Source organism: Streptomyces sp. NPDC026515, assembly GCF_055567595.1.
Genome location: NZ_JBVHQD010000023.1, coordinates 1 through 23,717 on the forward strand (window position 1 = coordinate 1; position 23,717 = coordinate 23,717).

The window sequence follows — 23,717 nt, forward strand, 5'->3', positions numbered from 1 at the left end:
GATCCGGAACATCTCGCGCACCAGGTCGATGCCGGCGACCTCCTCGGTCACCGGGTGCTCGACCTGGAGGCGGGTGTTGACCTCCAGGAAGGAGACCGTGCCGTCCTGGCCGACCAGGAACTCGCAGGTCCCCGCACCGACGTAACCGGCCTCCCGCAGGATCGCCTTCGAGGCGCGGTACAGCTCGGCCGTCTGTTCCGCCGTCAGGAACGGCGCCGGCGCCTCCTCCACCAGTTTCTGGTGGCGGCGCTGCAGCGAACAGTCACGCGTGGACACGACGACCACGTTGCCGTGCTTGTCGGCCAGGCACTGCGTCTCCACGTGCCGCGGCCGGTCCAGGTAGCGCTCCACGAAACATTCGCCGCGCCCGAAGGCGGCCACCGCCTCCCGCACCGCCGACTCATAGAGCTCCGGCACCTCCTCCAGCGTCCGGGCGACCTTCAGCCCGCGTCCGCCGCCGCCGAACGCGGCCTTGATGGCGATCGGCAGGCCGTGCTCCTCCGCGAACGCGACGACCTCGTCGGCACCCGAGACCGGGTCCGGGGTGCCGGCGACCAGCGGGGCGCCGGCGCGCTGGGCGATGTGCCGGGCGGCGACCTTGTCGCCGAGGTCGCGGATGGCCTGCGGCGGCGGACCGATCCAGGTCAGACCCGCGTCCAGGACCGCCTGGGCGAACTCCGCGTTCTCGGAGAGGAACCCGTAGCCCGGATGGACGGCGTCCGCGCCGGTCTCCCGGGCCGCCCGCAGCACCTTGCCGATGTCCAGGTAACTGGTGGCCGGGGTGTCACCACCCAGGGCGTAGGCCGCGTCGGCGACCCGGACGTGCAGGGCGTCCCGGTCGGGGTCCGCGTACACGGCGACGCTCGCGATCCCCGCGTCCCGGCAGGCCCGGGCGACACGCACGGCTATCTCGCCACGGTTGGCGATGAGCACCCGGCGCATGTCAGGACGCCTGTTCGGTGTGGTGGAAGCGGTCCGTGCCGGACTGCAGCGGGCCGAGCGAGCCGTCGAAGAAGACCAGCGGTTCCTGGCCGTGCTCGGGCACGCCGAGGTCCACCACCTCGCCGATGACGATGTCGTGGTCGCCGGCCGTGTGGATGTCGACCGTGGTGCAGGTCAGGTAGGCGAGGGCCTCGCTGAGCACGGGCAGCCCGTCCTCGGTGAAGTGGTGCGGGACGCCCTCGAAGGCGGTGGACCGGCGGCCGGCGAAGTGCCGGGCCAGCGGCTGCTGGCGCCCGGAGAGGAAGTTGACGGTGAACCCGCCGCTCTGCTCCAGGAGCGTGTGCAGCCGGGACTGCTGGTGCAGACAGAACAGCACCAGCGGGGGCTCCAGCGAGACCGAGGTGAACGAGTTGACGGTGGTGCCGTCCGCGTCGCCGTCGGGTCCGGTGGTGATGACCGTGACGCCGGTCGTGAACAGGCCGCACACGCGGCGCAGACTCATCGGCTCGACGAGCCGGGTCTGCTCGGCGGTCCGGGTCTCCTGGGCGCGGGTCAGCGACCGCGCTGCTGCGGACATGCGCATCCCTTTCTGGGGTGTGGGTCGAGGGGGTGCCGCGCGGGTCAGAGAAGCTTGCGGACCTTCGCCCCGGCCTTGAGGATGCCGAGCAGGAACTCGCGGCCGACGCTGTTCATCTCGGGCGGGGCCTGGACCGAGGCCCAGTACAGGAAGCGGGCCATCGTCGTCACGGACGGGTAGATGAAGCGCCGCTCCTCGTCCTTCCAGCCGAAGACCGGGTTGACGATCGGGGACTCCTTGAGCAGCCCGAAGACGATGTCGGCGGCCTCGTCGCCGCTGAGCGCGCCCGCCTCGTACTTCTCGCAGGTCTCGGCGGTGGCCTCCAGGATCTTCTTGAAGGAGTCGCTCTGCGGCCACCACAGGCCCGGGTACGGCACCTGCTCCAGCTCGTCGAAGTGCCGGACGTCGCGGTCCTTGAAGTGCTTGAGGCGGGCCCGGGTGAGCCGCATGGTGCCGGGGGTGATGAAGGAGCCCCAGACCCGGAAGACCGCGTTCCACAGCCGGAAGTGGGAGAAGGCGATGAAGGAGCTGTTGACCAGGTCGTCGTTGTACTGGAGCAGCCCCTGCTCGACCTGCTCGACGTAGGCGAAGCGCTCGGCGGAGAAGTCGCCGTCCTTCAGGGCGGGGATCAGCCGGGAGGTCAGGGCGTCGACGACCTCCATGGTGTTGGACAGGCCGCGGGAGAAGAGCGGGTCCAGGAAGCCGGCCGCGTGCGACATCAGGCACCAGCGGTCGCCGATGGTCTGCTTCGAGGAGTACTGGAGGCGGTCGGTGGAGATCCACTCGCGGACCCGGGTGGCGCCGTCGAACTGGCGCTTGACCGCGGGGTACTTGTCGAGGAAGAGCTGGAACTCCTGCTCCGGGGTGAGGTCCTTGGGCTTGGGGTAGGTGCGCTCGTCCATGGTCAGGCCGATGCTGCACAGCGGGTTGCGGGAGTCGGGGTGGTTGTCGAACGGGATGATCCAGAACCAGCCGCGCTCGATCAGGTGGTGCATGGTGCCGGTGTGCCAGTCGGCCGGCGGGCGCAGGTCCTGCGGGTGGCCGCTGACGTCGTCGAACCGCTTGATGCCGACGTAGTGCGTGAACATCGAGCGGGAGTGGTGCTTGAAGCGGGCGGTGGGCTTGTCGCGCAGGTCGAACTTGTCGGCGAGCGGCGAGCGGAAGCCGGAGGCGTCCACCAGGTACCTGGCCCGGTACCGCTCGCTCCCGGCGCCCGGGGCCGCGCTCTTTCCGGTGACGGTGACACCGTCGTCGTCGAAGTCGACTTCGTTGGCGCGCCAGTTCTGCCGCGGGGTGCAGCCGTATTTGATGGCCACGTGGAACATGAAGGCGTCGCTGTCCTGCCGGAACATGTGGCTGTTCTGGTGGAATATCTTCGGCAGGGCGAGCTGGGTGGCCTCACGGGGGTCGGGTTCTTTTCCGACCTCGTGCTTCATGAATCCGAAGTGCGCCTTGGTGCCGAAGGTCGGGCCGATGTCACGGGTGGAGGCCTGCACACTGGACAGGCTCTTCAGCTCGGGGATGTCGTGGCGCTCGGAGAGGATGTGGATCCACTCCACGAGCTGCGGGGTCATGGACTCGCCGATGGCGAAGCGCGGGTGGGCGGCCGCGTCGACCAGCAGCACCTTGGCGCCGTGCTTGGCCAGGATGGTGCCGGTGACGGAGCCGGCGAGGCCCGAGCCGAGGATGATGACGTCGTAGGTCATGTCCTCGGGTATGCGCGCCGGTTCGGGCGAGCCGTCGGTCTTCTGCGCGACCATGACTGTCTCCTTCGTCGAGGGGCGGTGCGCAACGGGAAATCCGCGAGGGCGGTAGATCCGCATGAAAAAAGGCCCCTCGAGGCCCTTCCGGAAAGCTTCGGAAGGGCGCCGCGAAGAGCCTGGAACGTTACGAGGAGCCGGGAGAGAAGAGCCTGGAAAGGGCCTTTGAAAGGGCTGGAAAAAGGCACGGGGAAGCCGCTGGATAAAGCGTGACAGCCTTTGGCCAGAGGGTCAACCCCTGGCGGAAACAGATGACTTGGGATTCCCGGAGAAAGCGGCTCCGGAATGGGTCGGGGCGAGGAGTTTCAGCAGCAGCTCGCGCAGCTCCTCCTCGCCGCCGGGGCCGAGCATGGCGGAGACGTCCCCGGCGAGTTCCGCGACGGCGCCGGTCACCACGGCGAGCTGCTCGCGGCCCAGTCCGGTCACTTCGAGGGCGTAGCGGCGGCGGTCGTGCGGGTCGCGGCCGCGGCGTACCAGACCCAGCTTGACGAGTTCGTCGACCAGTTGGGAGGCGGCGGGCCCGGTGATGGCGAGCAGCTCGGCGAGCCGCTGCTGGGAGATCGGCCCGAGGACGTCGAGGGCGGACAGCGGCCCGTAGTGGCGCACCCTGAGCCCGGTGCCGGCCAGTTTGTCGTCGCCGTGCTTGCGCAGCCGGTGATGAGCCTGCGCGACCAGGTATTCGGTGCCCTGCACGAGCGGCTGCGCGGACTGCGGCAGCAGCCGGGCGAGCAGGTCGTCGAGCCGTGCGGTCTCCTCGGACGTCAGTACGGCGGTGAGCCGGGCGTCCCGCTCGGCGACCGCCCGCCGCCTGGCCTCCACGGCCTCCCGGCCCCGGTCGGTCAGGGAGAGCACGTACTGGCGCCGGTTGTCGGGGTTGCGGGTGCGGCGCACCTCGTCGCGCTCCTCCAGGCGGTCGATGACGCCGACCATGATGGTGCGGTTGATGCCGAGCCGCTCCGCGAGGTCCAGCTGGGACTCCCAGTCGTGGCCGGTGAGCGCGTCCAGGACCAGGAAGTCGCGGGAGTCGCTGTCACCGCCGTCGCCGCTGGCGGCGAACTGCGCGTAGACCCGGCGCAGGAGATAGCCGATGAAGCCGGTCAGCGCGTCCGAGAGGACTCCGGGAACCTCCGCGGTCTCCTCGGTCCGGGTCACCGGACCACGCTCCGCATCGCCTGAACTCCGCAAGACAGCACCTCCTTCCCGAGTATATGCACCGGCTCGCACACCGTTCGGCCCGCTGCACCGCCCCGGCGAGGCCCGGGGCGGTGGGGTGGCCACGGACGGGTCAGAGTGCTCGATCGTCGCGCACCAGTTCGATCAAGGAGCGGACGGCGGAGGCCTGGCCGCTCGCCCGGTGCACCCCGGCCACCGCCAGACCGGCCTGCGCGGCGAGCCGCTCCAGTTCGTCCAGGGAGCGTTCGACGCCGGCGAAGTAGGCCATCATCCGCAGGTCCATGCCGGTCCCGGTGCCGTCGCCGGTCTCCTCCACGACGAGCACGCGTCCGTCGTCGGCGACGGCGTCGGCGCAGCGCCGCAGGATCTGCAGGGCCTCCTTGTCGGTCCAGTCGTGCAGGACGGAGGAGAGCACGTACGCGCCGCCGCCCGCGGGCAGCTCCTCGAAGAAGCTGCCGGGGACGGCGTCGGCGCGGCCGGCCAGACCGGCGGCCCGGAAGCGCTCCGCGGCCCGGGCCGCCGTGCCGGGCAGGTCGACGACCGTGCCGCGCAGCGTCGGGTGGGCGGCGAGCAGACCGGCGAGCAGCACTCCGCTGCCGCCGCCGACGTCGTAGACGTGGCCGCGCGCGGACCAGTCGTAGGCGGCGGCGATCGAGGGGACGTCACGGGCCAGGTTGTCGGCCATCACCGCGTCGAAGGACTCGGCGAGCGCGTGGTCGGTGTCCAGGTCGTCCCAGAAGGCGATCTGGTAGCGGGCCGGGTAGGCGGGCTCGCCGGTGCGCACGGTGTACGGCAGGTCCACCAGGCTGAGGTCACCGCGGCCGATCGCGCCCTCGGTGTCGATCAGCCGGACCTGGGCACCGGGGTGGCCGGAGCGCAACTGCTCGCCCAGACCGGTCAGTCCGTAGGCCTCGCCGTCCCGGGCGCGGGTGAGGACGCCGACGGTGACGAGGTGGCGCAGCACCCGGTCGAGGGACTCGGCGTGCAGCCGCTCGGCCTGGGCGATGCCGACGGCGGTGGCCGTGCCGGCCGCGATGTGGTCGGCGACGCGGTAGGTGGCGGCCACCCGCACGGCCATGGGGGTGACCAGGTCGGCCAGCTCCCACAGGGCGAGCGGACGCGGCTCTCCCCGGACTTCGCTCCGGTCGGTCATGTCAGCCTCCTGGTGGTCGTCGGGGGGAGAAGTCGCACAGGGGTGCCGGCGGCCCCGCCCGGGTGGACAGGGCGGGGCCGCCGGGGCGGGTCACAGGGCGGCGGGAGCGGGCTCGCCGTCCTGGTGGTGCTGGGGGGCCGTGGCCGGCAGCGTGATCAGGGCCACGATCAGGGCCAGCAGGTACAGGCCGCCGCCGAACAGGAACCCGTACGAGTAGCCGGTGGTCAGGGCGTGCGGGACGCTGCCCGGCAGCTCGTGGTTGGTGATGGCGGTGGCCGCCGCCGCCAGCGCGGCCAGGCCGATGGCGCCGCCGATCTGCTGGGCGGTGTTGACCAGGCCGGAGGCCGCGCCGGTGGCCTGCGGGGCGACCCCGCGGACGCTGACGATGGTGACGGCCACGAAGACCATGCCGAGGCCGAGACCGGCGACCAGCTGGGCCGGCAGCAGGGCCGCCCACGGGTTCTGGCCGGGCGCGATGAAGCTGAACCAGACCATGCCCGCGACGCCGATCAGCAGACCGAGGGCGACGACGCTGCGCTCGGGCATCTTGGCGAGGAGCTGCGGGCCGAGACCGCCGGCCGCGATGCCCATGCCGAGGGCGAAGGGCAGGTAGGCGACGCCGGTGACCATCGGGGCGTAGCCCTTGACGATCTGCATGTAGAGGGTCAGGAAGTAGAAGGTGGCGAGCATGCCCGCGCCGACCAGGAACATGATCAGGTTGGCGCCGACCCGGCCCTTGTCGGCCAGCACGCCGCTCGGGATCATCGGCGCGCGGCTGGAGCGCTGGATGGCGACGAAGGCGACGATCAGGACGAGTGCGGCACCGAGGCCGATCAGGGTGACGCCGTCACCGAATCCCTTGTCGCCGGCGCGGTTGATGGCGTAGACGAGCGAGCCGAAGCCGAGGGTCGCGGTGAGCGCGCCGGGCACGTCGACCTTGCCGCGCTCGCGCTCGCCCTCGACGAGGACGCCGGTGCCGAGCAGGACGGCCAGGGCGATCGGGATGTTCACGAACATCACCCAGCGCCAGCTGAGGTACTCGGTGAGCGCGCCGCCGAGCAGCAGACCCACGACCGAGCCGAGGCCGCCCATCGCGCCGTAGACGCCGAGCGCCTTGTTGCGGGCGGGGCCCGCGGGGAAGGTGGTGGCGAGCAGGGACAGGGCGGTGGGGGCGGCGATCGCGGCGCCCGCGCCCTGGATCACCCGGGCCGCGATCAGCAGCTCGCCGCTCTGGGCCAGGCCGCCGAGCAGCGAGGCGGCGGTGAACAGGATCAGGCCGGTGCGGAAGACCCGGCGCCGGCCGAAGAGGTCGCCGGCGCGGCCGCCGGCCAGCAGCAGGCCGCCGAAGGCGAGCGCGTAGGCGGTGACGATCCAGCCGAGGCTGGACTCGCTCAGCCCCAGGGCGCCCTGCATGCTCGGCAGCGCGACGGCGACGATCGTGTTGTCGAGGACGAGCATGAGCTGGGCCGCGGCGATCACGAGTAACGCGAGGCCGAGTTTGCCGCCCTGCTGCGGCGGAGCCGCGGCCTTGGGGACGGCCTGAGTGCGGTCTTGCAGCGACATGGGATGTCTCCGTGTCTGTCTCAGGGTTGGGGGGGTGTCGAGCGGAACCCTCGGGATCCGTTCAGCGGGTGGCGGAGGGGGTCTTGGGGGTCCAGATGTCGAGGTCCTCGTACGCCTTGCGCCAGTCGTTCTCGTAGGCGTTGCGGAGCGGTTCGGGCATCTTGCCGATGATGTTCGCGACCTTGACGGCATCGATGTCGTCGAGCAGCCAGGGCAGGTAACGGGAGGAGTCGTCGCCGATCCGGGTGCGCTGCTCGGCGCTGAAGGCCTGCCACTGCTCCTGGGAGAGCGTGATGTCCATCAGCGCCAGGGCGTCCCGCTCCTCGTGGTCGAGGTGACCGCCGAGCTTGGTGTACAGGGCGTCGGTCAGGCCGGTCAGGCGCTCCAGACCCGAGTCGCGGTCGGCGAGGGCCGCGTCGATGTCGGCGAGCAGCGGGTCTATGACCCCGTGCTCGGCCTCCATGTCGGCGAGCAGGGCCAGTTCGGCGTCCTTGCCGGCCAGCACCGCCTCCATGACCGGCCAGACCATGTCGTCCTCTGAGGTGTGGTGGACGGTCAGGAACTTCTTGAACAGCTCCCAGCCGACCGCGGTGCCCAGCACGTGCCGGGGGTCCTCGTCGACCCGCGCGGTGATCCGGGCGATCCGCTCCAGTTCGCGTCGCAGTGCGTCGTGGATCGCGAACATCATCGTCATGTCGAGGTTCTTGAATTCCTGGCCCATCACTTACTCCCTCACTGCTGTGGCGTCGTACGGCGAGAGTATCGTCAACCCGCTTATCTATCAAGCTTCCAACTAGCAATGCTCCAACCATCAGGGCTTGAACTATGCGAGGGAATGAGGCCGACGCCGCGACCCCGCCCGAAAGCGCAGGTCAGCCGGTGCTCGCGGGATGCAGGGCGGGTTCTTCCTGGCCGATTCCGGTCGGTTCCTGGCCCAGCTCCTCCTCGGCCCCCTTGCGGATGCGGGTCAGCGCGGGGGTGGTCATGGCGGTGGTGACCAGGGCCATCAGCACCAGGACGGTGAACAGCTCGGGGCCGATGACGCCGAGGCCCAGCCCGATGTTGAGCACGATCAGCTCGGTCAGGCCGCGGCAGTTCATCAGCGCGCCCAGCGACATGGAGTCCCGCCAGTCCCGGCCGGAGAGCCGGGCCGCGAGCGTGCCGCCGCCCCACTTGCCGACCACGGCGACGGCGAGCACCGCGCCCGCCCACAGCCACTGGGTGACGCTGCCGCCGAGCAGTCCCACATCGGTCTTGAGCCCGGTGCTGACGAAGAACAGCGGCAGCAGCACCGGTACGGCGAAGGACCGCATCCGGGCCGCGGCGACCTCGATCCGCCGGCTGCCGCGCGGGGCGATCACGCCGAACAGGAAGGCGCCGAACAGCGCGTGCACACCGATCCGGTCGGTGGCGTACGCGGACAGGCTCAGCCCACCGAACAGCACGACCAGCACGACCCCGTCGGCGTGGCGCCGCTCGGCCCGTGCGGCCCACCGGGCGAGCAGCGGCCGTACGACCACGAGCATCACCGCGGCGAAGCCGACCGCGTAACCCGCGGTGACCAGCGCGTCGGTGGGCGAGCCGCTCTTCGTCACGGCGACGACCGCGGCCAGCAGGCACCAGGCGGTGACGTCGTCGACCGCCGCGCTGGCCATCGCGAGCACGCCGACCCGGGTCCGGTACAGGCCCCGGTCGGTCAGGATGCGCGCCAGCACCGGGAACGCGGTGATGCTCATCGACACGGCGATGAACAGCACGAAGGGCAGCTTTCCGACGCCGTCGGGGGCGAACCCGCCGTACATGCCGAGTGCCAGCAGCACGCCGAGCCCCAGGGGCAGCGCGATCCCGGCCTGCGAGACGGCGACGGCGGTCCTGCTGTTGCCGCGCAGGGACTTGAGGTCGAGTTCCAGCCCGACGAGGAACATGAACACCAGCAGCCCGATGTTCCCGAGCACGCCGATGTAGGGCAGTGCCGACGCGGGGAACAGCCAGCCCTGCGCGTCGGGCCAGAGCCAGCCGAGCAGCGAGGGGCCGAGCAGGATGCCTACGAGGATCTCGCCGACGACCGGCGGCTGACCGAGCCGCTTGAGCAGTTGGGCCCCGGCCCGGCAGGCGAGGATCACGACGGGCACGGCGACGAGTAGAGGGGTGAGCGGATCGGGAGCGGCAGTGGCTGCCATCGCGTTCTCCTGTCGGAAGGGGGTCGGCTGAAGGGCCCCTTCGGGGGCGCGGGGAACTGCGCGACAGGCCACGGCGGCGCCTCGGACGGCCGCGGACCGTGCGCGGCGCTGCGCTGCGCGGCAGGTGCCGGGACCTGTGGCCGACCGTCCGCGGACCGGCTGTGGCTGGTCGCGCACTTCCCCGCGCCCCTTACGGGACGTTGTACGGGCGGAGCGACTTGGCCTCGCGCAACGCGGTCGCCCACCACAGCAGTTGGTCGATCATCAGCTTGGCCGCGGCCTCGGCCCCCTCCGGCTCCGCCGGGAAGTTGCCGTCCGCGTCGTAGTGCTCCAGCACCCGCGGGAACGTCACCACGTCCTTCATCCCCACGCAGTGGAACTCCGCGAAGATCTGCCGCAGATGCTCGATCGCCCGCACCCCGCCGGCCATGCCGAGCCCGTAGCCGACGAAGCCGACCGGCTTGGCCTCCCACTCCGTCTGGAAGCTGTCGATGAGTGTCTTCAGCGGTCCGGGGATGCTGCGGTTGTACTCCGGTACGACGACCACGTACGCCTCCGCCCCGGCCAGCCGGGGCCGCAGCGCCGCCGCCCGGGGGTCGTCCGCGTCGAGGCTCGCCGGCAGCAGGTGACCGGCGACGTCGACGACGTCCAGGACGAGGTCGTCCCGGCGCGCGGTCACCCGCGCGAACCAGCCGGCGACGTCGGGCGCGAGCCGCCCGTCACGGGCCGAGCCGACCAGCAGCGCCACCCGCAGCGGGCGGGAGACCCGGCCGACGGCGGTCATGTCCGGCCCGCCGGCGTCTGCGCGGGTGCCGGGACCGGGGTCAGCGCGATGAACTCGGTGGCCTCGACCCGGGAGAGGATCCGCCGGGTCAGGGCGGGCATCTTCGTCGTACCGTCGTCGCTGAAGACCACCGGGTTGCCCACCTGGATGCGGCGCCCCCGCGTGGTGATCTCGCAGCCGCCCGCCGCCAGCACGTTCTTGACCCAGTCGGAGCCGGGTCCGTACGGCAGCGTGATGACGATGTCCGCGCCGCGCCGGAAGAGTTTCACCGGGGTGGCGAACTCCCGGCCGGACTTTCGGCCGCGGTGGTGGACCTTCCCGAACCCTGGCAGGCGGCTGAACAGCGGCCCGACGAGATGGTTGGCGAACCGCCGGTTGAAGCGGGCGACTTTCCTGTCTATCGGCATGTCTCGAGTCCTCTGCTCCGTCGGGCACTTCGGTTCCGTGGCGGTGCGGTCCGGCCCCCACCGCCGTCAGCGGGGGCCGGGCCGCACGGCCGGGCGCGGCTCAGGCCGCGGGCTTGCCCGCCGGGGTCAGCGGGCCGACCGGCTTGCCGCCGGACTGGAGGAACTTCTGCAGGGAGAAGTTGTCGACGATGCCCCAGCGCTCGGCGATCTTGTCGCCCTCGAAGCGGAACCAGATGATCGCCTGGTGCTGCACCTGGAGGCCGGTCGGCTTGATGCCGATGAAGGGGCCGGTGTGCCTGCCGTGCATGACCCAGCGGATGGCGGCCTTGTCGCCCATCGAGATGAAGTCGAGGATCTCGTACTTGATCCCGCTGAACGCGGACTGCTGGATCCTGATGGTGTGCTTGAACGCCTCCGGGCCGCGCATGGAGTCGTCGTGGCTGCCGTTGTTGCGGAAGTCGGCGGTGAGGTAGCGGTCGGCGGCCGACAGGTCGCCCAGGTCCAGGCCCTCGTGGAAGACCTTCTCGATCAGTTCCTTCTGCTGGTCCGCGGTGAGCGTGGTGGGCATGGGCGGGTTCTCCTCTGCTGAAGTGGCTGACGTTGCTGACGTGGCGGGATCGGCCGTGTTGCCCCGGGTGTCGAGGGTCTTCCGGTCGACCTGGGTCACTCCCCTGGGCACGGCGCCGGTGGTCCACACGATCCGCAGCCGAAGCCGGTCGAAACGCCAGCCGTCGGGGGTGCGCCGGGCGGTGCCGGTGAAACGGCCGCCGAGCTGGAAGTACCGGGTGGGGTCCGGGGGAAGCGGTGAGCCGTGGTGCACATGGGAGGCGATCAGGCTCCAGCTGAGCCGGGCGGTGTCGCCGTCCACCTCCACCTGGCTCTCCGAGCCGTGGTGGTGGGTCCGGCCCCAGCGCGCCATGATCTCGGTGGTGAAGCCGGCCACCCCGGCCAGGCCCTGGTGGCTGCCCACCGGGAACGTCATCTCGATGTCCTCGGTGAACAGGGACCGCGCCCAGGTCTCGTCGAAGCCGCCCTCGTCGAGACCGGCCAGATACCGCCCGGCCAGGTCCCGCAGGCTCAGCACGTCGGTGAGCCGGGCGGTCTCGGCCGTCATGACACCCGGCGCGCTTCGGTCCGGGCGTCCGTCGCGTAGATCACGACGTCGTCGGGGCCGTGCACGACGGCCTTGCCCTCGCCGGTGAGCGCACCGTCCTCGTGCCGCGCGGTGATGTCGATCTGTATGTACGCGGCCCGATGGCCGTTGGGGCTGATCTGGGTGACGTCGAGGTTGAAGTCCTCGCGCAGGGAGAACTCCACGGAGTCGTCGCCGGTGACGGTCCAGGCGCCGGTGCCGGTGCTCTTCTGCGTGGTGACCGAGAGCGAGCCGTCCGGGGCGAAATCGACGGTGTACTGGTCCACCTCACCGTCGTGGGTGACCGTACCCGTCCATTGACCTACGGGTGTCCAGGTGGAAACAGGCATCGACCACACATCCTCAAGTCGGGGTGGGAGAGAAACAAAAAATCCGCGCCCCGAACGGGACACGGATGTGGAGAAGAAAGCCACGGACCCGCCAGAAGGAGTCCGGGTGAAGCGCCACCGCCGTCAGGACATAGGGGCGCCGCAAAGAGTGTGACACCTCTGTTCGGATGCGTCAACTTCCGTTATTGCTAAGCGAGTTGATGGTCAGACAGCCTAAGCAGCCCCCGCGGCAGGGGGATGGCCGCGGGGGCTGCTTCGCGCCGGATCCCCGCACGGATCCGGCTTCTTGCGGGTGATGGTCGGTGAATTCCGCGCGACAGCGGAGACTTACTCGAATTCACTGCCGCTACAGGGGCTCGCGCCAATTATTCGGCCTCGCCCCTGCGGGCCAGTGCGAAGAGTTCGTCGAGGTCGTACTCCGCACGGCGCGGGCCGCCGTGCCGGGTGATCTTCCCGCGGCTGGCCCATTTGCGGATGGTCGCCTGGGTGACTCCCATCGCGAGGGCCGCCAGTTCCGTCGGCACCCGGCGCGGTCTCGCCGCCCCGCCCCCCGGCCGTGCCGGCTCGCTCATGCCGCCTCCCGCATCCGGTCCGCGACCAGCAGCCACTGGCGCGGCGGCAGCGCGTGGCCGTCGTCGCAGGCGACATGGTTCGGCACCCGGTCGCCTCCGTCCGCCGGCAGTACGCCGTAGAGCGTTCCGCCGCACTCCGGCCGGGTGCACGGGCCGAGTGCGAGCCGGCGAGCCGGGCCGGGGCCGAGCAGTGCGCGGAGTTCGCCGAGCAGTTCGGCGAGCTCCTCGTCGAAGTCCGGGCCCGCCGGGTGCCCGGCGAGCCAGGACAGCTGCCGGCGCAGGAACCGCACCAGCGCGCCCACCCCGCGGTCGGCGGGCCGGATGCCGGTGCGCTCGTCCACGACGAGCCGCGCCCACAGCGCCATCACCTCGGCGGTCCGGGTACGCAGCGCCAGGGCCCGTTCGTCGAGCACGATGCCGACGGTGGCGCGACTGCCGCTCACCCGCTCGCGCAGTACCGGCCCGCCGGGGGCCAGCGCCTGGTCGCTCTCCCGGTACAGGTCGAGGAGGGTACCCAGGGCGCCGTCGATCCGGTCCAGGCAGCGGCCGCAGATCCGGCCGCAGCGCCGTCTGCAGTCGCGGCTCGGATGCTCGTCCGTGAGTCGCTCGAACTCTTCCATTCGGATCCCCCGAATCCTTGGTCCTTGCGGAACTGCCACCAGTCTCACGGGGCCCGCGGAGCCCTTCAACGCACGGCGGTTCAGGGTTCCCACAATCCTCCGCAGCTCTGTCAGCGGAGTGTCAAACCCGTGTCAAGTGGCCGGATATGATCACTGTTACAAACAGACCTGTCTGATTGAGGATCACCTCGGAGCTTCGCCCGACGCGCATGTTTCCGGACAACCACCCTGGCTGCCAGGGACGTTCGGATTCTGTGGAGATCATGCAGAGGTAGGGCCCGACCGGTGTCCTGTCAGGAAACAGGCATGGTTGTATGATTCTCACCATCATTGACATCGGTGTCCGTGGCAGGGTGCGCGCACCGGGCACGCCGTGGGCAGGGAAGGCGGGTGCGACCTGATGCAGGCGCGATCCGAACAGACGCGTCAGGCTCTCCTCCACGCCACCGCCGAGCTCATCGCGGACGGCCGGCTGTCCGACGCGGGGCTGGTCAACATCTGCCGCCGGGCCGGGGTCAGCCGGGGGGCGCTCTACCACCACTTCTCCTCCACCACGGCGCTGACCGCCGCCGTGTACGAGGAGGCCCGGCAGCGGGTCGAGGCGCTGACCGACGAGGCGTTCTCGGGTTCGGCGGCGGAGGCGCCGAAGCGCTTTCTGTTCGCGCTCGGCGAGGCCATGCGTACCGAGAAGATCGTCCGGGCCGGCATGCAGCTGGCCGCGGACGGCTCGGCCGGGCCGCCGAGTCTCCGCGACGACCTGCTGGCCACGGTCCGCGAGCGGGTCACCGAGGCGCACAAGGAGGCCGAGGGACCGGCCGAGGACCTCGCGGACCTGGCCGTGGTGATGGCCGCGGGCATCGAGACCCTGGGGCACACCGACCCGAGCTGGTGGGACGGCGACATCACCCAGCGGCTGTGGCGGCTGCTGCGCCCGCTGTTCGACCGCGACCGCCCCAACCGGGGCGGGGAACGCCGGATCTGACGGCCGCCGGCCCGGCCCGCGCGGCCGCCACCGGGCCGCCGCGCGCAAGCGCGGGCGGACCGGGAACCGGCCGGCAGGGCCGGTCAGTCCGTCGGTGGCGTGGTGCGCAGCCGCCCGACCAGACCGGGGGTGGCAAGCCCCGGCAGCAGGAACTTCCAGAAGACGCTGGTGCGTTCGGGCAGGTCGGCGCGGCCGGAGTAGGCCTGGGACATGATCTGCAGGCCGGTGAAGGAGCCGACGATGAGCGAGGTGGCCTCGCGCACATCCACCCCGGGCAGGATCTCGTCCCCCTTCTCGGCCTCCTGGAGCAGCGTCAGGACGGTGTCCATGGACTGTTCGTAGGTGGTCTGCGGCGGGCAGTCGAACGACGTCTGCTCTATGGTCAGCCGCACGCTCGCGCGCAGCACCGCGTCGTGCTGGAGGCGCCGGGCGAACTCCAGGGTCAGGTCGATCACCGACTGCAGCCTGACCGGCCGGTCGGGCACCTCCAGGGCCTCGGCGTGCGCCTGCACCAGCGCCATCGCGATGGCTTCCTTGGAGGGGAAGTGATGGTAGAGGGAACCGCGGGTGAGTCCGGTGCGCGCCAGGATCTCGTTGGTACTGGCGGCGTCGTAGCCCCGCTCGTCGAAGACCTGGGCCGCCGCTTCCAGGATCGACCGCCGTGATCGCTTGCCGCGTTCTTGCTGAGCCATGCCAGATCCCTACGCTCTCCCGCTGAATTCAACAGACTTGTCTGTATCGTAAGCCGCATCCGCGGCCCACGGTCAGTACCGCGGCGGGAGTTGTCAGAAAGCGGTTCCGGGGTGGTCACCGGAACGGGGCATGACCTCGGGGAACGTGTCCGGGCGCGTCCGGGCGCCAGGGCGAGCCGATCCGGAAACCGACCCCGCGGACGGTGACGATCCAGGCACTGGAACCCAGTTTGGCGCGCAGCGTGCCGACATGGGTGTCGACCGTGCGGCCACGCGGGGACCACGCGTCGTCCCACACCTGGGCCATGATCTGGCGGCGCGGGATCACCGTGCCGGGCTGCGTGGCCAGCAGGTGGAGGAGGTCGAACTCCTTGCGGGTCAGGTCCAGCGGCCGTCCGTCGAGGGTGGCCGCGCGGGCGCCCGGGTCGATGCGCAGCGGCCCGTGGGTGAGGACCCGGCCGGCGGGCGCGGGCGCGGCCGGTCCCACCTGCGCCCGCCGCAGCACCGCCTCCATCCGGGCCAGCAGCTCCCGGAACCCGTACGGCTTGGCGAGGTAGTCGTCCGAGCCGGCCTGCAGGCAGAGCACGCAGTCGAGCTCCGAACCGCGCGCGGTGACGGAGATGATCGGCAGGTCACTGACCGCCCGGATGCCCCGGCACACCTCAAGACCGTCCAGGTCGGGCAGATCCAGATCGAGCAGCACCAGGTCGGCCTCGCGGTGCCCGCGCAGCGCCTGCGCGCCGGTGGTCGCGCCGTGGGTGGCGTACCCGTGCCGGACCAGGCCCTGCCGGAGGGTGTCGGCGGCCCGTGGATCGTTCTCCACGACCAGGATGTTCAGACCCTGCGCCCGGGGCGCGCCCTGCGCGGGGACCGGGCGGGCCGGGTGATCCCCCGGGGCGAGCGGGACGAGCGGGCCGTGCGAGCGGTGACGCCGTGCCGACGGCGCCACGAGATCCGCGTACTGGCGGTTCATCTGTTCCCCCTGAGGCACATCCACGTCTTCTCGGACTGCGGGTTCACGACCAGACCGTACCAAACAGACTTGTCTGATTGTCAACTGCCAAGGTGGCGCGGCGCGGCGCCATCGCCCCGCATCACTCACGCCGCGATGAGCTGCGATTTCGCCGGATTACCGGACAAGTGGGAGGCGAGACTCCACTCAGGAGATCCGAAGAGGGACGTGACCAAGGACCACGCCTCACTGATGAATCATACAAGGTTGTACGTTTCACGGATGCAATTCGGATATAACGGTCAGATGTTGCGGAGGAGGCGGCCCACCGGATTTCCCGACTCCCCCAAGAAATTGGCTTGCCTCTTGCAGAACCGGACCGACCTGTCTGTATCTTGTGGCTAGAACGTCGGCCACGGGGGGTGACAGCCGGCGTACGGCTTGTTGCCCCCTCCCCGTCACACCGACACAGGAGCGCTGCACATGCCGCACCTCACCGACCGGACCCTGGCCCACAAGCCCCTGCTCCCCGCACTGACCACCACCGTGCCACGTGAGTACGTCCACCGCGCGGCCGTCTCCGAGGTCCTCCTCACCGGCTGGGATCCCGACGAGTCCACCGCCGCCGACGGCCGCGGGGACGACGCCCGTTTCGTCGTCCGGGCCCAATGGCCGCGCTGCCACGCCCTGTTCGCCCCCGACCGGGGCTACCAGGACCCCATGCTGCTGATCGAGTCCGTCCGCCAGATCGGCTCCCTGCTCGCCCACGCCGAGTTCGACGTGCCGTTCGGCCACCAGTTCCTCATGTCTGACATGTCCGTGACCACACAATCGGAGCTGCTCGTCGCGGACGCGGTCCCCACCGATGTCCAGATGCACACGGTCTGCCGCGACGTCGTCCGCCGCGCGGGCCGGCTGCGGGAGATGCGGTACGACGTCACGGTGGTACGCGAGAACGGCGCCCGGGCCACCGCCTCGGCCGCGTTCCGCTGCATGAGCCCGGACGTGTACCGGCGGATGCGCGGGGAGCGCCCCACCACCGGCCGCACCCCGCCACCGGCCCTCGACCCGGCCGCCGTGGGCCACGCCGGCCCCCGGCACGTCGTCCTCGGCGAGCCCGCGCCGGGCACCCGTGACCGATGGGAACTGCGGGTCGACACCGCGCACCCGACCTACTTCGACCACCCCGTGGACCACATACCCGGCATGTTCCTCCTGGAGGCCGCCCGGCAGGCCGCGCACGCCCGCACCAGAGCCCCCGGTGCCCTCCTGCTCGGCATGCGCAGCGAGTTCCTGCGGTACGCCGAACTCGACGCGCCCTGCTGGATCACGGCCGACCCCGAGCCGTACGGCAGCACGGGCGACCTGCTGGTACGGGTGCGCGGCAGCCAGCGGCAGGAGACGGTCTTCACGGCCGAACTCGTCCTGCGGCCACGTGTCCGCTGACCCCGACCGCCTTCCGGGAGAGTCCCCGTGCCCACCATCCTCATCACCGGCGCGTCCGGATTCGTCGGCGCGCATGTGACGCACGAGGCGCGGCTGCGACGCGCCGAGCTCAGGCTCATGACCCACCGCAGGTCCGCGCCCGGGGCCTGCTCCGGGACGCGGACCGTCTCCGCGGACCTGACCGACCCCGGCTCGCTGCGCGGGGTCTGCGACGGCGTGGACGTCCTGCTGCACTGCGCCTCGCAGATCGGCGGCAGCGCGGCCGCCAACGAGGCCGTCAACGCTCGCGGAACGGCGGCGCTGGTCACCGAGGCCCGGCGCGCGGGGGTACGCCGGATCGTCCAGCTCAGCACCGCCTCCGTCTACGGCCGCGGCACCTTCCGCGGTTCCCGTCCCGAGGAACTCACGCGCAACCCGGGCTCCGTCACCTCCCGCACCCGCGCGGAGGCCGAGGACGCGGTCCTCGCCGCCGGCGGTGTGGTGATCCGCCCCCATCTGATCTTCGGCGAAGGGGACCTGTGGGTCGGGCCCAGCCTGGCCCGGCTGCTGCGCGCCCTGCCGGGTGTGGTGGCCGGCTGGCCGGCTCGGGCGTCGGTGATCACCGCGCCGGACCTGGCCCGGCTGCTGGTGGCCACGGCGCTCGCCCCCGACACGGCACTGACCTCGCGGGTCTATCACGCGGCGCATCCCGTGCCGGTCACCGTGGACAGCGCGCTGCGGGCCGTCGCCGAGTGCGCCGGGATCGCCTGGCCGCACGACAACCTCACCGTCGAGGGGGCCAAGGCGATCCTCACGGCCAAGGGTGTCCCGCCGGGCACCCTCGACATCCTGACCACGGACCACTTCTTCGAGGCGGACGCGCTCTGGTCGGACCTCGGCGAGGCGCCGGCCGCGGGTTTCGCGAGCTGCTTCCGCCGTGCGGAACGCTGGTACCGGTCGACACTGGCGGGGGTCTGACGCCGGCCCCCCGGTGCGCGCCGGCGACCGTGTCGTCTACGCCAACCGCACGACGTGGCGCGACCGGACGGTGCGGAACATCCGGCCCTTCCTGGCGGGCCCGCGGGTACGACGACCGCGCCGACCCGGGCGTTTGGAGTGACCGTTGGGTGATCGGCGTGACCAGCCGCAGGTCGTGGCGTTGAACGGGGAGTGCGGCGGCTTGTCCTGCCGCCGCACTCCCCGAGCAACAAGAAGGAGAACGTGATGTCTCGCATCGCGAAGGCCGCCGTCGTCGCCCTGGGCACCGGTGCTGTGGTGATCGGCGGGGCCGGCCTGGCCCTGGCCGACGCGGGTGCCAACGGCGAGGCCGTCGGCTCGCCCGGCGTGCTGTCCGGCAACGTCATCCAGGTCCCGGTCAACATCCCGGTGAACGTGTGCGGCAACACCATCGACGTCATCGGTCTGCTGAACCCGGCGTTCGGCAACGCGTGCGCCAACGAGGGCCACCTCTAGGCCGCCGACAACGAGGGCGGCGGCTACGGCAACTGAGCCGCCGGACACGGCAGGAGCCCCGGCACCCTGGGTGCCGGGGCTCCTGCCGTGTCCGGCGGCTCAGGCGTACAGGTGGATCCGGCTCAGGTCCTCCAGCGACGCGGGAGTGACGTTCCACGGCGGCGGCTTCTCGCCGCGGGCGGCGACCCGCCGGTACTGCGGGTCGCCGCGGCGGGGCGCCCCGGCCGGCAGGTAGCGCTGTCCCCGGTGCCGGGCCTGGCGGCGCTCCCACTGCAGGTCGACGAAGGCGTGGTGGAGCCAGCAGGCGGGGTCGTTGACGAAGGCGCCGCCGAGCATCGCCCCGCCCACCCAGCGGTGCACACGGTTGTGGTTGCGCCAGGGCGTGCTGCCGCTGCCGGCCCCCAGCCCTCCAGCTTGTTGCGGAATCCCCGGCTGACGGTCGAGTCCCACGGGGCGACGTCGTACACCGGGTCGTCCAGTGCCTGGGCGAGCTGGGCCTTGGTGGGCAGCACGATCGGGGCGCGGGGCCGGCCCAGGTCCCGGGTCAGGAACTCGCCGTCGGTGACGCCCTCCTTGATGGTCCAGTGCCCGGCCGTTCCCGCCGAGCAGGTCCCTCGTCCAGGGGACGGAGGAGGCCGTACGGTCCTTGGTCCAGTCCCAGTACGGCACGGTCACCGAGCCGTCCACGCGGCGCAGGGCGCGCTCCCGTTCCAGCAGGAACCGGCGGTGCCAGGGCAGGAAGGACGGCGCCATGTGGGCGGTGCTCGGCCCTCGCTCGCCGCCGGCGGTGTAGTGGTCGATGCGCGTGCGCACGAACTCGTCGTACTCACCCCGCCGTTTGACTTCGGGGAAGGCGTCGACGAGCCGTTTGCGCTCGCCGGCGGTCAGCCTGCCGACGTCCTTACGCACGTACGCCATGGCCGCCCCCCATGTGCTGAGGCCCCCCGCCCATCGGTCCAGGGGCCAGGTCGCGCAGCCGCTGCCCGGGCCCGATCTCGTCCACGGCCGCCCTGGCCGCCGCCAGCGGGGTCGGGTACGAGCTGTGGTGGTCGACCATGCTCAGCCAGGTGCCGTCGGCCCGCCGCATCAGATGCAGCGGCCGGCCGGCCACGGTGACCTGCCACTCGCTCTCGTCGTCGGCCCGGCCCACCACCGGCACCAGGACACCGTGGATACGGCGGCCCCGGTAGGTCTCGTCGAAGGACCTGCCCACCGGCGCGTCCTCCTGAGGCACCGGGCTGGACGCGGCGACGACCGGGGCGAGCGCCAGGGCCGCCCCGGCGGCGAACAGTCCCCGGGCCACCTCGCGCCGTGTCGGTCCGCCCGCCCCGGCCCTGTCCGGCTCCGCGCCCACCGCGACCCCGCCTACTCCGACGACCATGCTCACTCCTCGTACGGTTCACCGATCGCTGTCGGTACCGGTAACCGTCCGAGGGGCCACCCGGTCACCGCCCCCCGCCGTCCGACGCACGACCGGCACGGCCGACGACCGGTGCCGCCCCGCCTCACCGGGCAGCCGCGAGCCGTCGATGCGGCTGCCTCGCCGGCGGATCAGCGCCCGGGGCCCGCGCCCAGGTCGCCGCCGACGACCGTCTGCAGGGCCGGGGCGAGCACGCCGGCGTCGGGCAGTTGCGGGGACGGCATGCCGAGGTGCCCGGGGTCCGGCCCTCGGTGAAGCGCGGTCCCCCGGGACGCCGGGGATCAGCAGCGGCACCTCCATGCCGATCCTGGGCACCTCCGTGCGGAGGGACTTCTCGACGCCGTCCAGCGGCACGGGGGCGGGTACCGTCGGGTTCTCGCGGCGGCGCCCACGGCGACCGCGGCGCCCGTGACGACGGCGCCAAGGGTTCCTCGGGTGGTCGCCTTCATGTCGGGTACGGGCCCTTCCAGGAGCGGGATTCCAGCGAGGTCCGTAACGAGCTGGAAAGCGGCATCAGTTCACTGTCCGCCCGGGTGCCGCATTAGTCGGCTGTTCACTCATCAGCTCGTCCAGAAGTCCCACCACCGGGTCAGGATCAGCATGCCGACGACCCCGATGTGCAGCAGCGGAAGCACCCAGGTGAATTCACCGAGGAATTCCCGCAGCCATCCGGGCGCGGGCAGGAACCGATGACGTACGGCGAAGGAGGTGACGTACCAGAACAGGAGGATGGTGGCGACCCAGGCCAGACAGCACCACAGGCACAGCGCGTTGATCCGGTACAGCGACTCGAACTGCAGCCAGGACACGAAGCCGACGCCGAAGAGGCACCCGGCGTCGAAGGTCAGCCAGTACCAGGCGGGGAAGCGGGCGCCGGCCAGCAGGCTCATGCCGACGCAGATCACGACGGCGTAGGCGGCCAGGCCGAGCATCGGGTTGGGGAACCCGAACGCCGCGGCCTGGTCGCTCTTCATCACACTGCCGCAGGACACCACCGGGTTCAGGCTGCACCCGGGGACGAAGCGCGGGTTCTCCAGCAGTTTGAACTTGTCGAGGGTGATGACCCAGGAGGCCAGCAGCCCCGCCGCCCCCGCGACCGCCGTGAGCAGCGCGAACCCCCGGCCGGCGGCTGCGGTTCGCGGCATCAGCCGCGCAGGCTGCGGGCGGGCAGCACGATGTGCGCGGCGGCCGTCAGGGTCTCCTCGGCCCCGGCGAAGTCCCTGAGCGCCGCCGCGTCGACGGGCTTGCCGGGCTCGCCCTGGGGCCAGGGCCGGGTGGTGAACACCAGGTAGGCGTAACCGCGTTCCGCGACGGCCGCCAGCCATTCCTCGGGCGCCGCGCACTGGGCGTTGAGCGGGGCCAGGTTGAGGACGGCCGTGCCGGACTGGACCAGCAGGGTGACGGGCAGGCTGGGCCGGGCGGTGCCGTCGACGAGGTCGCCGCCGACCGGCAGTCCGTTGTTCTCCAGCAGCGCCTCGACGGCGGCCGAGGTGGCCGCCGTGCCGCCCGCCGCGTCGCCGAGGGAGTAGGCCAGCAGATAGGGCATGTCACTGCCGTCGGGGGCCTCGCCGCTCCAGGCGAGCACGGCGACCGTGCCGAGGTCGGCGGGTCGGAAGGGGCGGGTTTCGCTTGGGGTTGAGGTCACCGCGCGACCCTATCGGCGGGTCGCGCGGCGGGCGGGCGTGCGCTCACCCGACCGGCGGACAGCCGGCGGCGCGGCCACACGAACGAGGGACGCCGCTACGGCGTCCCCCGGATCGGTCCCCGCCCGGCACCGCCCGGCCCGGCCTCAGCTCTGCAGCGGCAGACCACCGAGCAGCGGGTTGTGCTGGTTGACGGCGGCGGTCGTCTTCTTGACCTTGTTGAGCACGGAGCGCTTGTTCTCGGTGTCGAGGGCGTCCGACTGGTGCTTCAGCGGCACCGCCTGGTCCAGGGTCAGCGGGCTCCTGGTGATCGTGTCCACGGCGCTGTTGAGGCTGGCGGGCGTCAGGTCGGCGTTGTCGGAGGCGAACGCGGGCGCGGCGAAGCCGGCGAGGGCCACGGAACCGGCGACGACAGCGGCAGCCTTCAGAGACTTCATCGTGTTCCTTTCTTCGGCGACCTACGGCGGCGCGAGCCACGCAACGGAAGCCACCAGGGGACATTCTGACGCCGTGCCTAACGACGCCCCGACGGGCCGGAAACCCCGTGCTCGGAAGACATATGAGATCCCGAGGGGCCGGGTGGCCGAGGACTGCCCGGCCGGGCGGGCCCCACCGCGCGCGGTCAGCCGGTGGGTACCGGGAGCGACGGGGTCGACGGCGGGCTGGGCGCGGTGGGCAGGCTCGGCAGGTCGGGCAGGCCGCCGCCGAGCAGGATCGCGACGAGCAGGTTGACCAGACCGGTGGCGACGGCGGTGGCGGTCGGCACCACCTGGCCGGCGTCACCGGAGGTGGCGGCCTTGAGAAGGTTGTCGACCGCGGTCTGCAGGGCGGTCAGCGCGTCGCCTGCCAGGTCCTTGGCCCCGGGGGTGTCCCCGAGTCCCTTGGCCTGGGCTGCGGCCGGCGCGGGGAACGCGGCCGGCACGGCGGGGGTGCTCTGCGCGGCCGACGGCAGGGCGGGCACCGAGGGCGGGGCGGGGGTGCCGGGGACCGCCGGCGCGGGGGCCGGGGCCGCCGCCGTGACCTGGGCGATGGCCGCCTTCACGGCGTCGCCGAGCTGGGTGGCCTGGTCGGGGGTGAGCTGGCCGTCGTCCGCCGCGAGCACGGTGTCGAGCAGGTCGGTGACCGGCTTGAGCACGGTCCCGAGGTTGCCCAGCGACTCGACCTGGGCGAGCAGTGCGTCGGCCCCGGGGACGGGGGCCTGGGACTTCGCGTGGGTGCGCTCGTGGGCCGAGCCTGCGGCGACGGCCGCCGGGCCGGTGGTCCCGGCCAGAAGAAGAGCGCAGAGTGCGGTGGACGCGAGACGCCGTGCGGGCAGAGCACGCATGGGTGTTCCTTTCGATGTGCGTCGGACTTGCTGCTCACCGTGGAATCACCCGTGCCGGCCTGCAACCGCTCGACCGCCCACCGTCACCGAGCGCCTTCCGCCCGGCCGCCGTCGTGGCTGATGAGGTGCCCCGTCGAGGCCTCCTCGCCACACCCGCCCCGGCTCCGGCCGTTCGAGGGACTCCCGGGCGGGGTGCGCGGGTCAGCCGGCCCCGGGCACCCCCCGGACACACGGACCGGCCGTCCGCCCGCGGGGTGCGCGGGCGGACGGCCGGTCAGAGGGGAAGGCCGCCGCGTCAGTCGTTGGCGCAGGTGTTACCGAACGCGGGGTTGAGCAGACCGATCACGTCGACGGTGTTGCCGCAGACGTTGACCGGAACGTGGACCGGAACCTGGATCACGTTGCCGGACAGCACGCCCGGGGATTGGGCTGCGGTGCCGTTCGCGCCGCTGTCGGCGACGGCCGCACCGGCGCCGCCGGCGACGGCCGCGACGGCGGCGGTGGACAGGACCAGGCCCTTCGCGATACGCGACATGAAGGTGCTCCTTGGGGTCGAGACAAACATCCGGGCGGATGCCCAGCGCCGTGTCAAC

At 71.8% G+C, this 23,717-nt stretch carries 27 protein-coding genes; 4 read left to right on the forward strand and 23 right to left on the reverse strand.

The annotated features are described in order from the left end of the window. From ACZ4O3_RS35965 to ACZ4O3_RS36030, 14 genes are all read right to left on the reverse strand, one after another. The coding region (locus tag ACZ4O3_RS35965; RefSeq protein WP_467726364.1) for an acetyl-CoA carboxylase biotin carboxylase subunit at positions 1 to 942 on the reverse strand (942 nt) is incomplete at its 3' end. Between the two features lies 1 nt (position 943). Continuing rightward, the gene (locus tag ACZ4O3_RS35970) at positions 944 to 1,519 is read right to left on the reverse strand and encodes a flavin reductase family protein (RefSeq protein WP_362728133.1); all 576 of its coding nucleotides are present in this window, start codon (positions 1,517 to 1,519) and stop codon (positions 944 to 946) included. Between the two features lie 44 nt (positions 1,520 to 1,563). Beyond that, positions 1,564 to 3,279, reverse strand: a complete 1,716-nt coding sequence (locus ACZ4O3_RS35975) for an NAD(P)/FAD-dependent oxidoreductase (RefSeq protein ID WP_362728131.1) — start codon at positions 3,277 to 3,279, stop codon at positions 1,564 to 1,566. Between the two features lie 231 nt (positions 3,280 to 3,510). Continuing rightward, positions 3,511 to 4,431, reverse strand: coding sequence for a MarR family transcriptional regulator (locus tag ACZ4O3_RS35980; protein WP_362728129.1), 921 nt, complete (start codon positions 4,429 to 4,431; stop codon positions 3,511 to 3,513). A gap of 133 nt (positions 4,432 to 4,564) precedes the next feature. Then, positions 4,565 to 5,605 carry a methyltransferase gene (locus ACZ4O3_RS35985; RefSeq protein WP_467726367.1) on the reverse strand — a complete coding sequence of 347 codons (1,041 nt, stop codon included), beginning with the start codon at positions 5,603 to 5,605 and terminating at the stop codon, positions 4,565 to 4,567. Between the two features lie 90 nt (positions 5,606 to 5,695). Then, entirely contained in the window at positions 5,696 to 7,168 is a 1,473-nt protein-coding gene (locus ACZ4O3_RS35990) for an MFS transporter (RefSeq protein ID WP_467726369.1), read from the reverse strand. Positions 7,169 to 7,229: 61 nt separating this feature from the next. Beyond that, positions 7,230 to 7,889 (reverse strand): hemerythrin domain-containing protein, encoded by a 660-nt coding sequence (locus ACZ4O3_RS35995; protein WP_362730638.1) that lies wholly within the window; start codon positions 7,887 to 7,889, stop codon positions 7,230 to 7,232. Between the two features lie 151 nt (positions 7,890 to 8,040). Continuing rightward, positions 8,041 to 9,348, reverse strand: a complete 1,308-nt coding sequence (locus ACZ4O3_RS36000; protein WP_362730635.1) for a cation:proton antiporter — start codon at positions 9,346 to 9,348, stop codon at positions 8,041 to 8,043. A 190-nt stretch (positions 9,349 to 9,538) separates the two neighbouring features. Continuing rightward, positions 9,539 to 10,132 carry an NADPH-dependent FMN reductase gene (locus ACZ4O3_RS36005; RefSeq protein ID WP_467726371.1) on the reverse strand — a complete coding sequence of 198 codons (594 nt, stop codon included), beginning with the start codon at positions 10,130 to 10,132 and terminating at the stop codon, positions 9,539 to 9,541. Continuing rightward, entirely contained in the window at positions 10,129 to 10,539 is a 411-nt protein-coding gene (locus ACZ4O3_RS36010) for a nitroreductase family deazaflavin-dependent oxidoreductase (RefSeq protein WP_467726372.1), read from the reverse strand. Before ACZ4O3_RS36010 ends, ACZ4O3_RS36005 begins: the two co-directional genes overlap by 4 nt. Positions 10,540 to 10,639: 100 nt before the next feature. Further along, the gene (locus tag ACZ4O3_RS36015) at positions 10,640 to 11,653 is read right to left on the reverse strand and encodes an ester cyclase (protein WP_467726373.1); all 1,014 of its coding nucleotides are present in this window, start codon (positions 11,651 to 11,653) and stop codon (positions 10,640 to 10,642) included. Further along, the gene (locus tag ACZ4O3_RS36020; RefSeq protein ID WP_362724313.1) at positions 11,650 to 12,021 is read right to left on the reverse strand and encodes a dehydrogenase; all 372 of its coding nucleotides are present in this window, start codon (positions 12,019 to 12,021) and stop codon (positions 11,650 to 11,652) included. Before ACZ4O3_RS36020 ends, ACZ4O3_RS36015 begins: the two co-directional genes overlap by 4 nt. Positions 12,022 to 12,386: 365 nt before the next feature. Further along, the gene (locus tag ACZ4O3_RS36025) at positions 12,387 to 12,593 is read right to left on the reverse strand and encodes a hypothetical protein (RefSeq protein ID WP_362724315.1); all 207 of its coding nucleotides are present in this window, start codon (positions 12,591 to 12,593) and stop codon (positions 12,387 to 12,389) included. Further along, positions 12,590 to 13,213: an OvmZ protein gene (locus ACZ4O3_RS36030; protein ID WP_362724318.1), complete on the reverse strand. Its 624-nt coding sequence runs from the start codon at positions 13,211 to 13,213 to the stop codon at positions 12,590 to 12,592. The genes ACZ4O3_RS36025 and ACZ4O3_RS36030 overlap by 4 nt, the downstream gene beginning before the upstream one ends. A gap of 400 nt (positions 13,214 to 13,613) precedes the next feature. On the opposite strand from ACZ4O3_RS36030, the gene ACZ4O3_RS36035 reads away from it, so the two are divergent. Next, positions 13,614 to 14,195: a TetR family transcriptional regulator gene (locus ACZ4O3_RS36035; protein ID WP_467726375.1), complete on the forward strand. Its 582-nt coding sequence runs from the start codon at positions 13,614 to 13,616 to the stop codon at positions 14,193 to 14,195. 83 nt (positions 14,196 to 14,278) lie between these two features. On the opposite strand, the gene ACZ4O3_RS36040 is transcribed toward ACZ4O3_RS36035, so the two are convergent. Both ACZ4O3_RS36040 and ACZ4O3_RS36045 read right to left on the reverse strand, forming a co-directional pair. Further along, on the reverse strand, positions 14,279 to 14,887 hold the full coding sequence (locus ACZ4O3_RS36040; RefSeq protein ID WP_467726376.1) for a ScbR family autoregulator-binding transcription factor: 609 nt from the start codon (positions 14,885 to 14,887) through the stop codon (positions 14,279 to 14,281). Between the two features lie 115 nt (positions 14,888 to 15,002). Continuing rightward, positions 15,003 to 15,860 (reverse strand): response regulator transcription factor, encoded by an 858-nt coding sequence (locus tag ACZ4O3_RS36045; RefSeq protein WP_467726378.1) that lies wholly within the window; start codon positions 15,858 to 15,860, stop codon positions 15,003 to 15,005. A 462-nt stretch (positions 15,861 to 16,322) separates the two neighbouring features. Between ACZ4O3_RS36045 and ACZ4O3_RS36050 the strand changes: the two genes are divergently transcribed. The 3 genes from ACZ4O3_RS36050 (at position 16,323) to ACZ4O3_RS36060 (ending at position 18,737) form a co-directional block, all read left to right on the forward strand. Continuing rightward, positions 16,323 to 17,285 carry a ScbA/BarX family gamma-butyrolactone biosynthesis protein gene (locus ACZ4O3_RS36050; protein WP_467726380.1) on the forward strand — a complete coding sequence of 321 codons (963 nt, stop codon included), beginning with the start codon at positions 16,323 to 16,325 and terminating at the stop codon, positions 17,283 to 17,285. 27 nt (positions 17,286 to 17,312) lie between these two features. Continuing rightward, positions 17,313 to 18,242 carry an NAD-dependent epimerase/dehydratase family protein gene (locus ACZ4O3_RS36055; RefSeq protein ID WP_467726382.1) on the forward strand — a complete coding sequence of 310 codons (930 nt, stop codon included), beginning with the start codon at positions 17,313 to 17,315 and terminating at the stop codon, positions 18,240 to 18,242. A 246-nt stretch (positions 18,243 to 18,488) separates the two neighbouring features. Beyond that, positions 18,489 to 18,737 carry a chaplin gene (locus ACZ4O3_RS36060; protein ID WP_385001953.1) on the forward strand — a complete coding sequence of 83 codons (249 nt, stop codon included), beginning with the start codon at positions 18,489 to 18,491 and terminating at the stop codon, positions 18,735 to 18,737. Positions 18,738 to 18,836: 99 nt separating this feature from the next. Here ACZ4O3_RS36060 and ACZ4O3_RS36065 read toward each other — a convergent pair whose 3' ends face one another. From ACZ4O3_RS36065 to ACZ4O3_RS36095, 7 genes are all read right to left on the reverse strand, one after another. Beyond that, on the reverse strand, positions 18,837 to 19,655 hold the full coding sequence (locus ACZ4O3_RS36065) for a tyrosinase family protein (RefSeq protein ID WP_467726383.1): 819 nt from the start codon (positions 19,653 to 19,655) through the stop codon (positions 18,837 to 18,839). Further along, positions 19,639 to 20,118, reverse strand: a complete 480-nt coding sequence (locus tag ACZ4O3_RS36070; protein ID WP_467726384.1) for a tyrosinase family oxidase copper chaperone — start codon at positions 20,116 to 20,118, stop codon at positions 19,639 to 19,641. The genes ACZ4O3_RS36065 and ACZ4O3_RS36070 overlap by 17 nt, the downstream gene beginning before the upstream one ends. Positions 20,119 to 20,717: 599 nt before the next feature. After that, the gene (locus ACZ4O3_RS36075; RefSeq protein ID WP_467726386.1) at positions 20,718 to 21,302 is read right to left on the reverse strand and encodes a vitamin K epoxide reductase family protein; all 585 of its coding nucleotides are present in this window, start codon (positions 21,300 to 21,302) and stop codon (positions 20,718 to 20,720) included. Beyond that, on the reverse strand, positions 21,302 to 21,802 hold the full coding sequence (locus tag ACZ4O3_RS36080; protein ID WP_467726387.1) for a DUF5949 family protein: 501 nt from the start codon (positions 21,800 to 21,802) through the stop codon (positions 21,302 to 21,304). The genes ACZ4O3_RS36075 and ACZ4O3_RS36080 overlap by 1 nt, the downstream gene beginning before the upstream one ends. Before the next feature lie 144 nt (positions 21,803 to 21,946). Next, positions 21,947 to 22,237 carry an RING finger protein gene (locus ACZ4O3_RS36085; protein ID WP_467726389.1) on the reverse strand — a complete coding sequence of 97 codons (291 nt, stop codon included), beginning with the start codon at positions 22,235 to 22,237 and terminating at the stop codon, positions 21,947 to 21,949. A 185-nt stretch (positions 22,238 to 22,422) separates the two neighbouring features. Next, positions 22,423 to 23,124, reverse strand: a complete 702-nt coding sequence (locus tag ACZ4O3_RS36090; protein WP_467726391.1) for a hypothetical protein — start codon at positions 23,122 to 23,124, stop codon at positions 22,423 to 22,425. A gap of 295 nt (positions 23,125 to 23,419) precedes the next feature. After that, positions 23,420 to 23,659: a chaplin gene (locus ACZ4O3_RS36095; protein ID WP_385003203.1), complete on the reverse strand. Its 240-nt coding sequence runs from the start codon at positions 23,657 to 23,659 to the stop codon at positions 23,420 to 23,422. Positions 23,660 to 23,717: the final 58 nt, after the last annotated feature.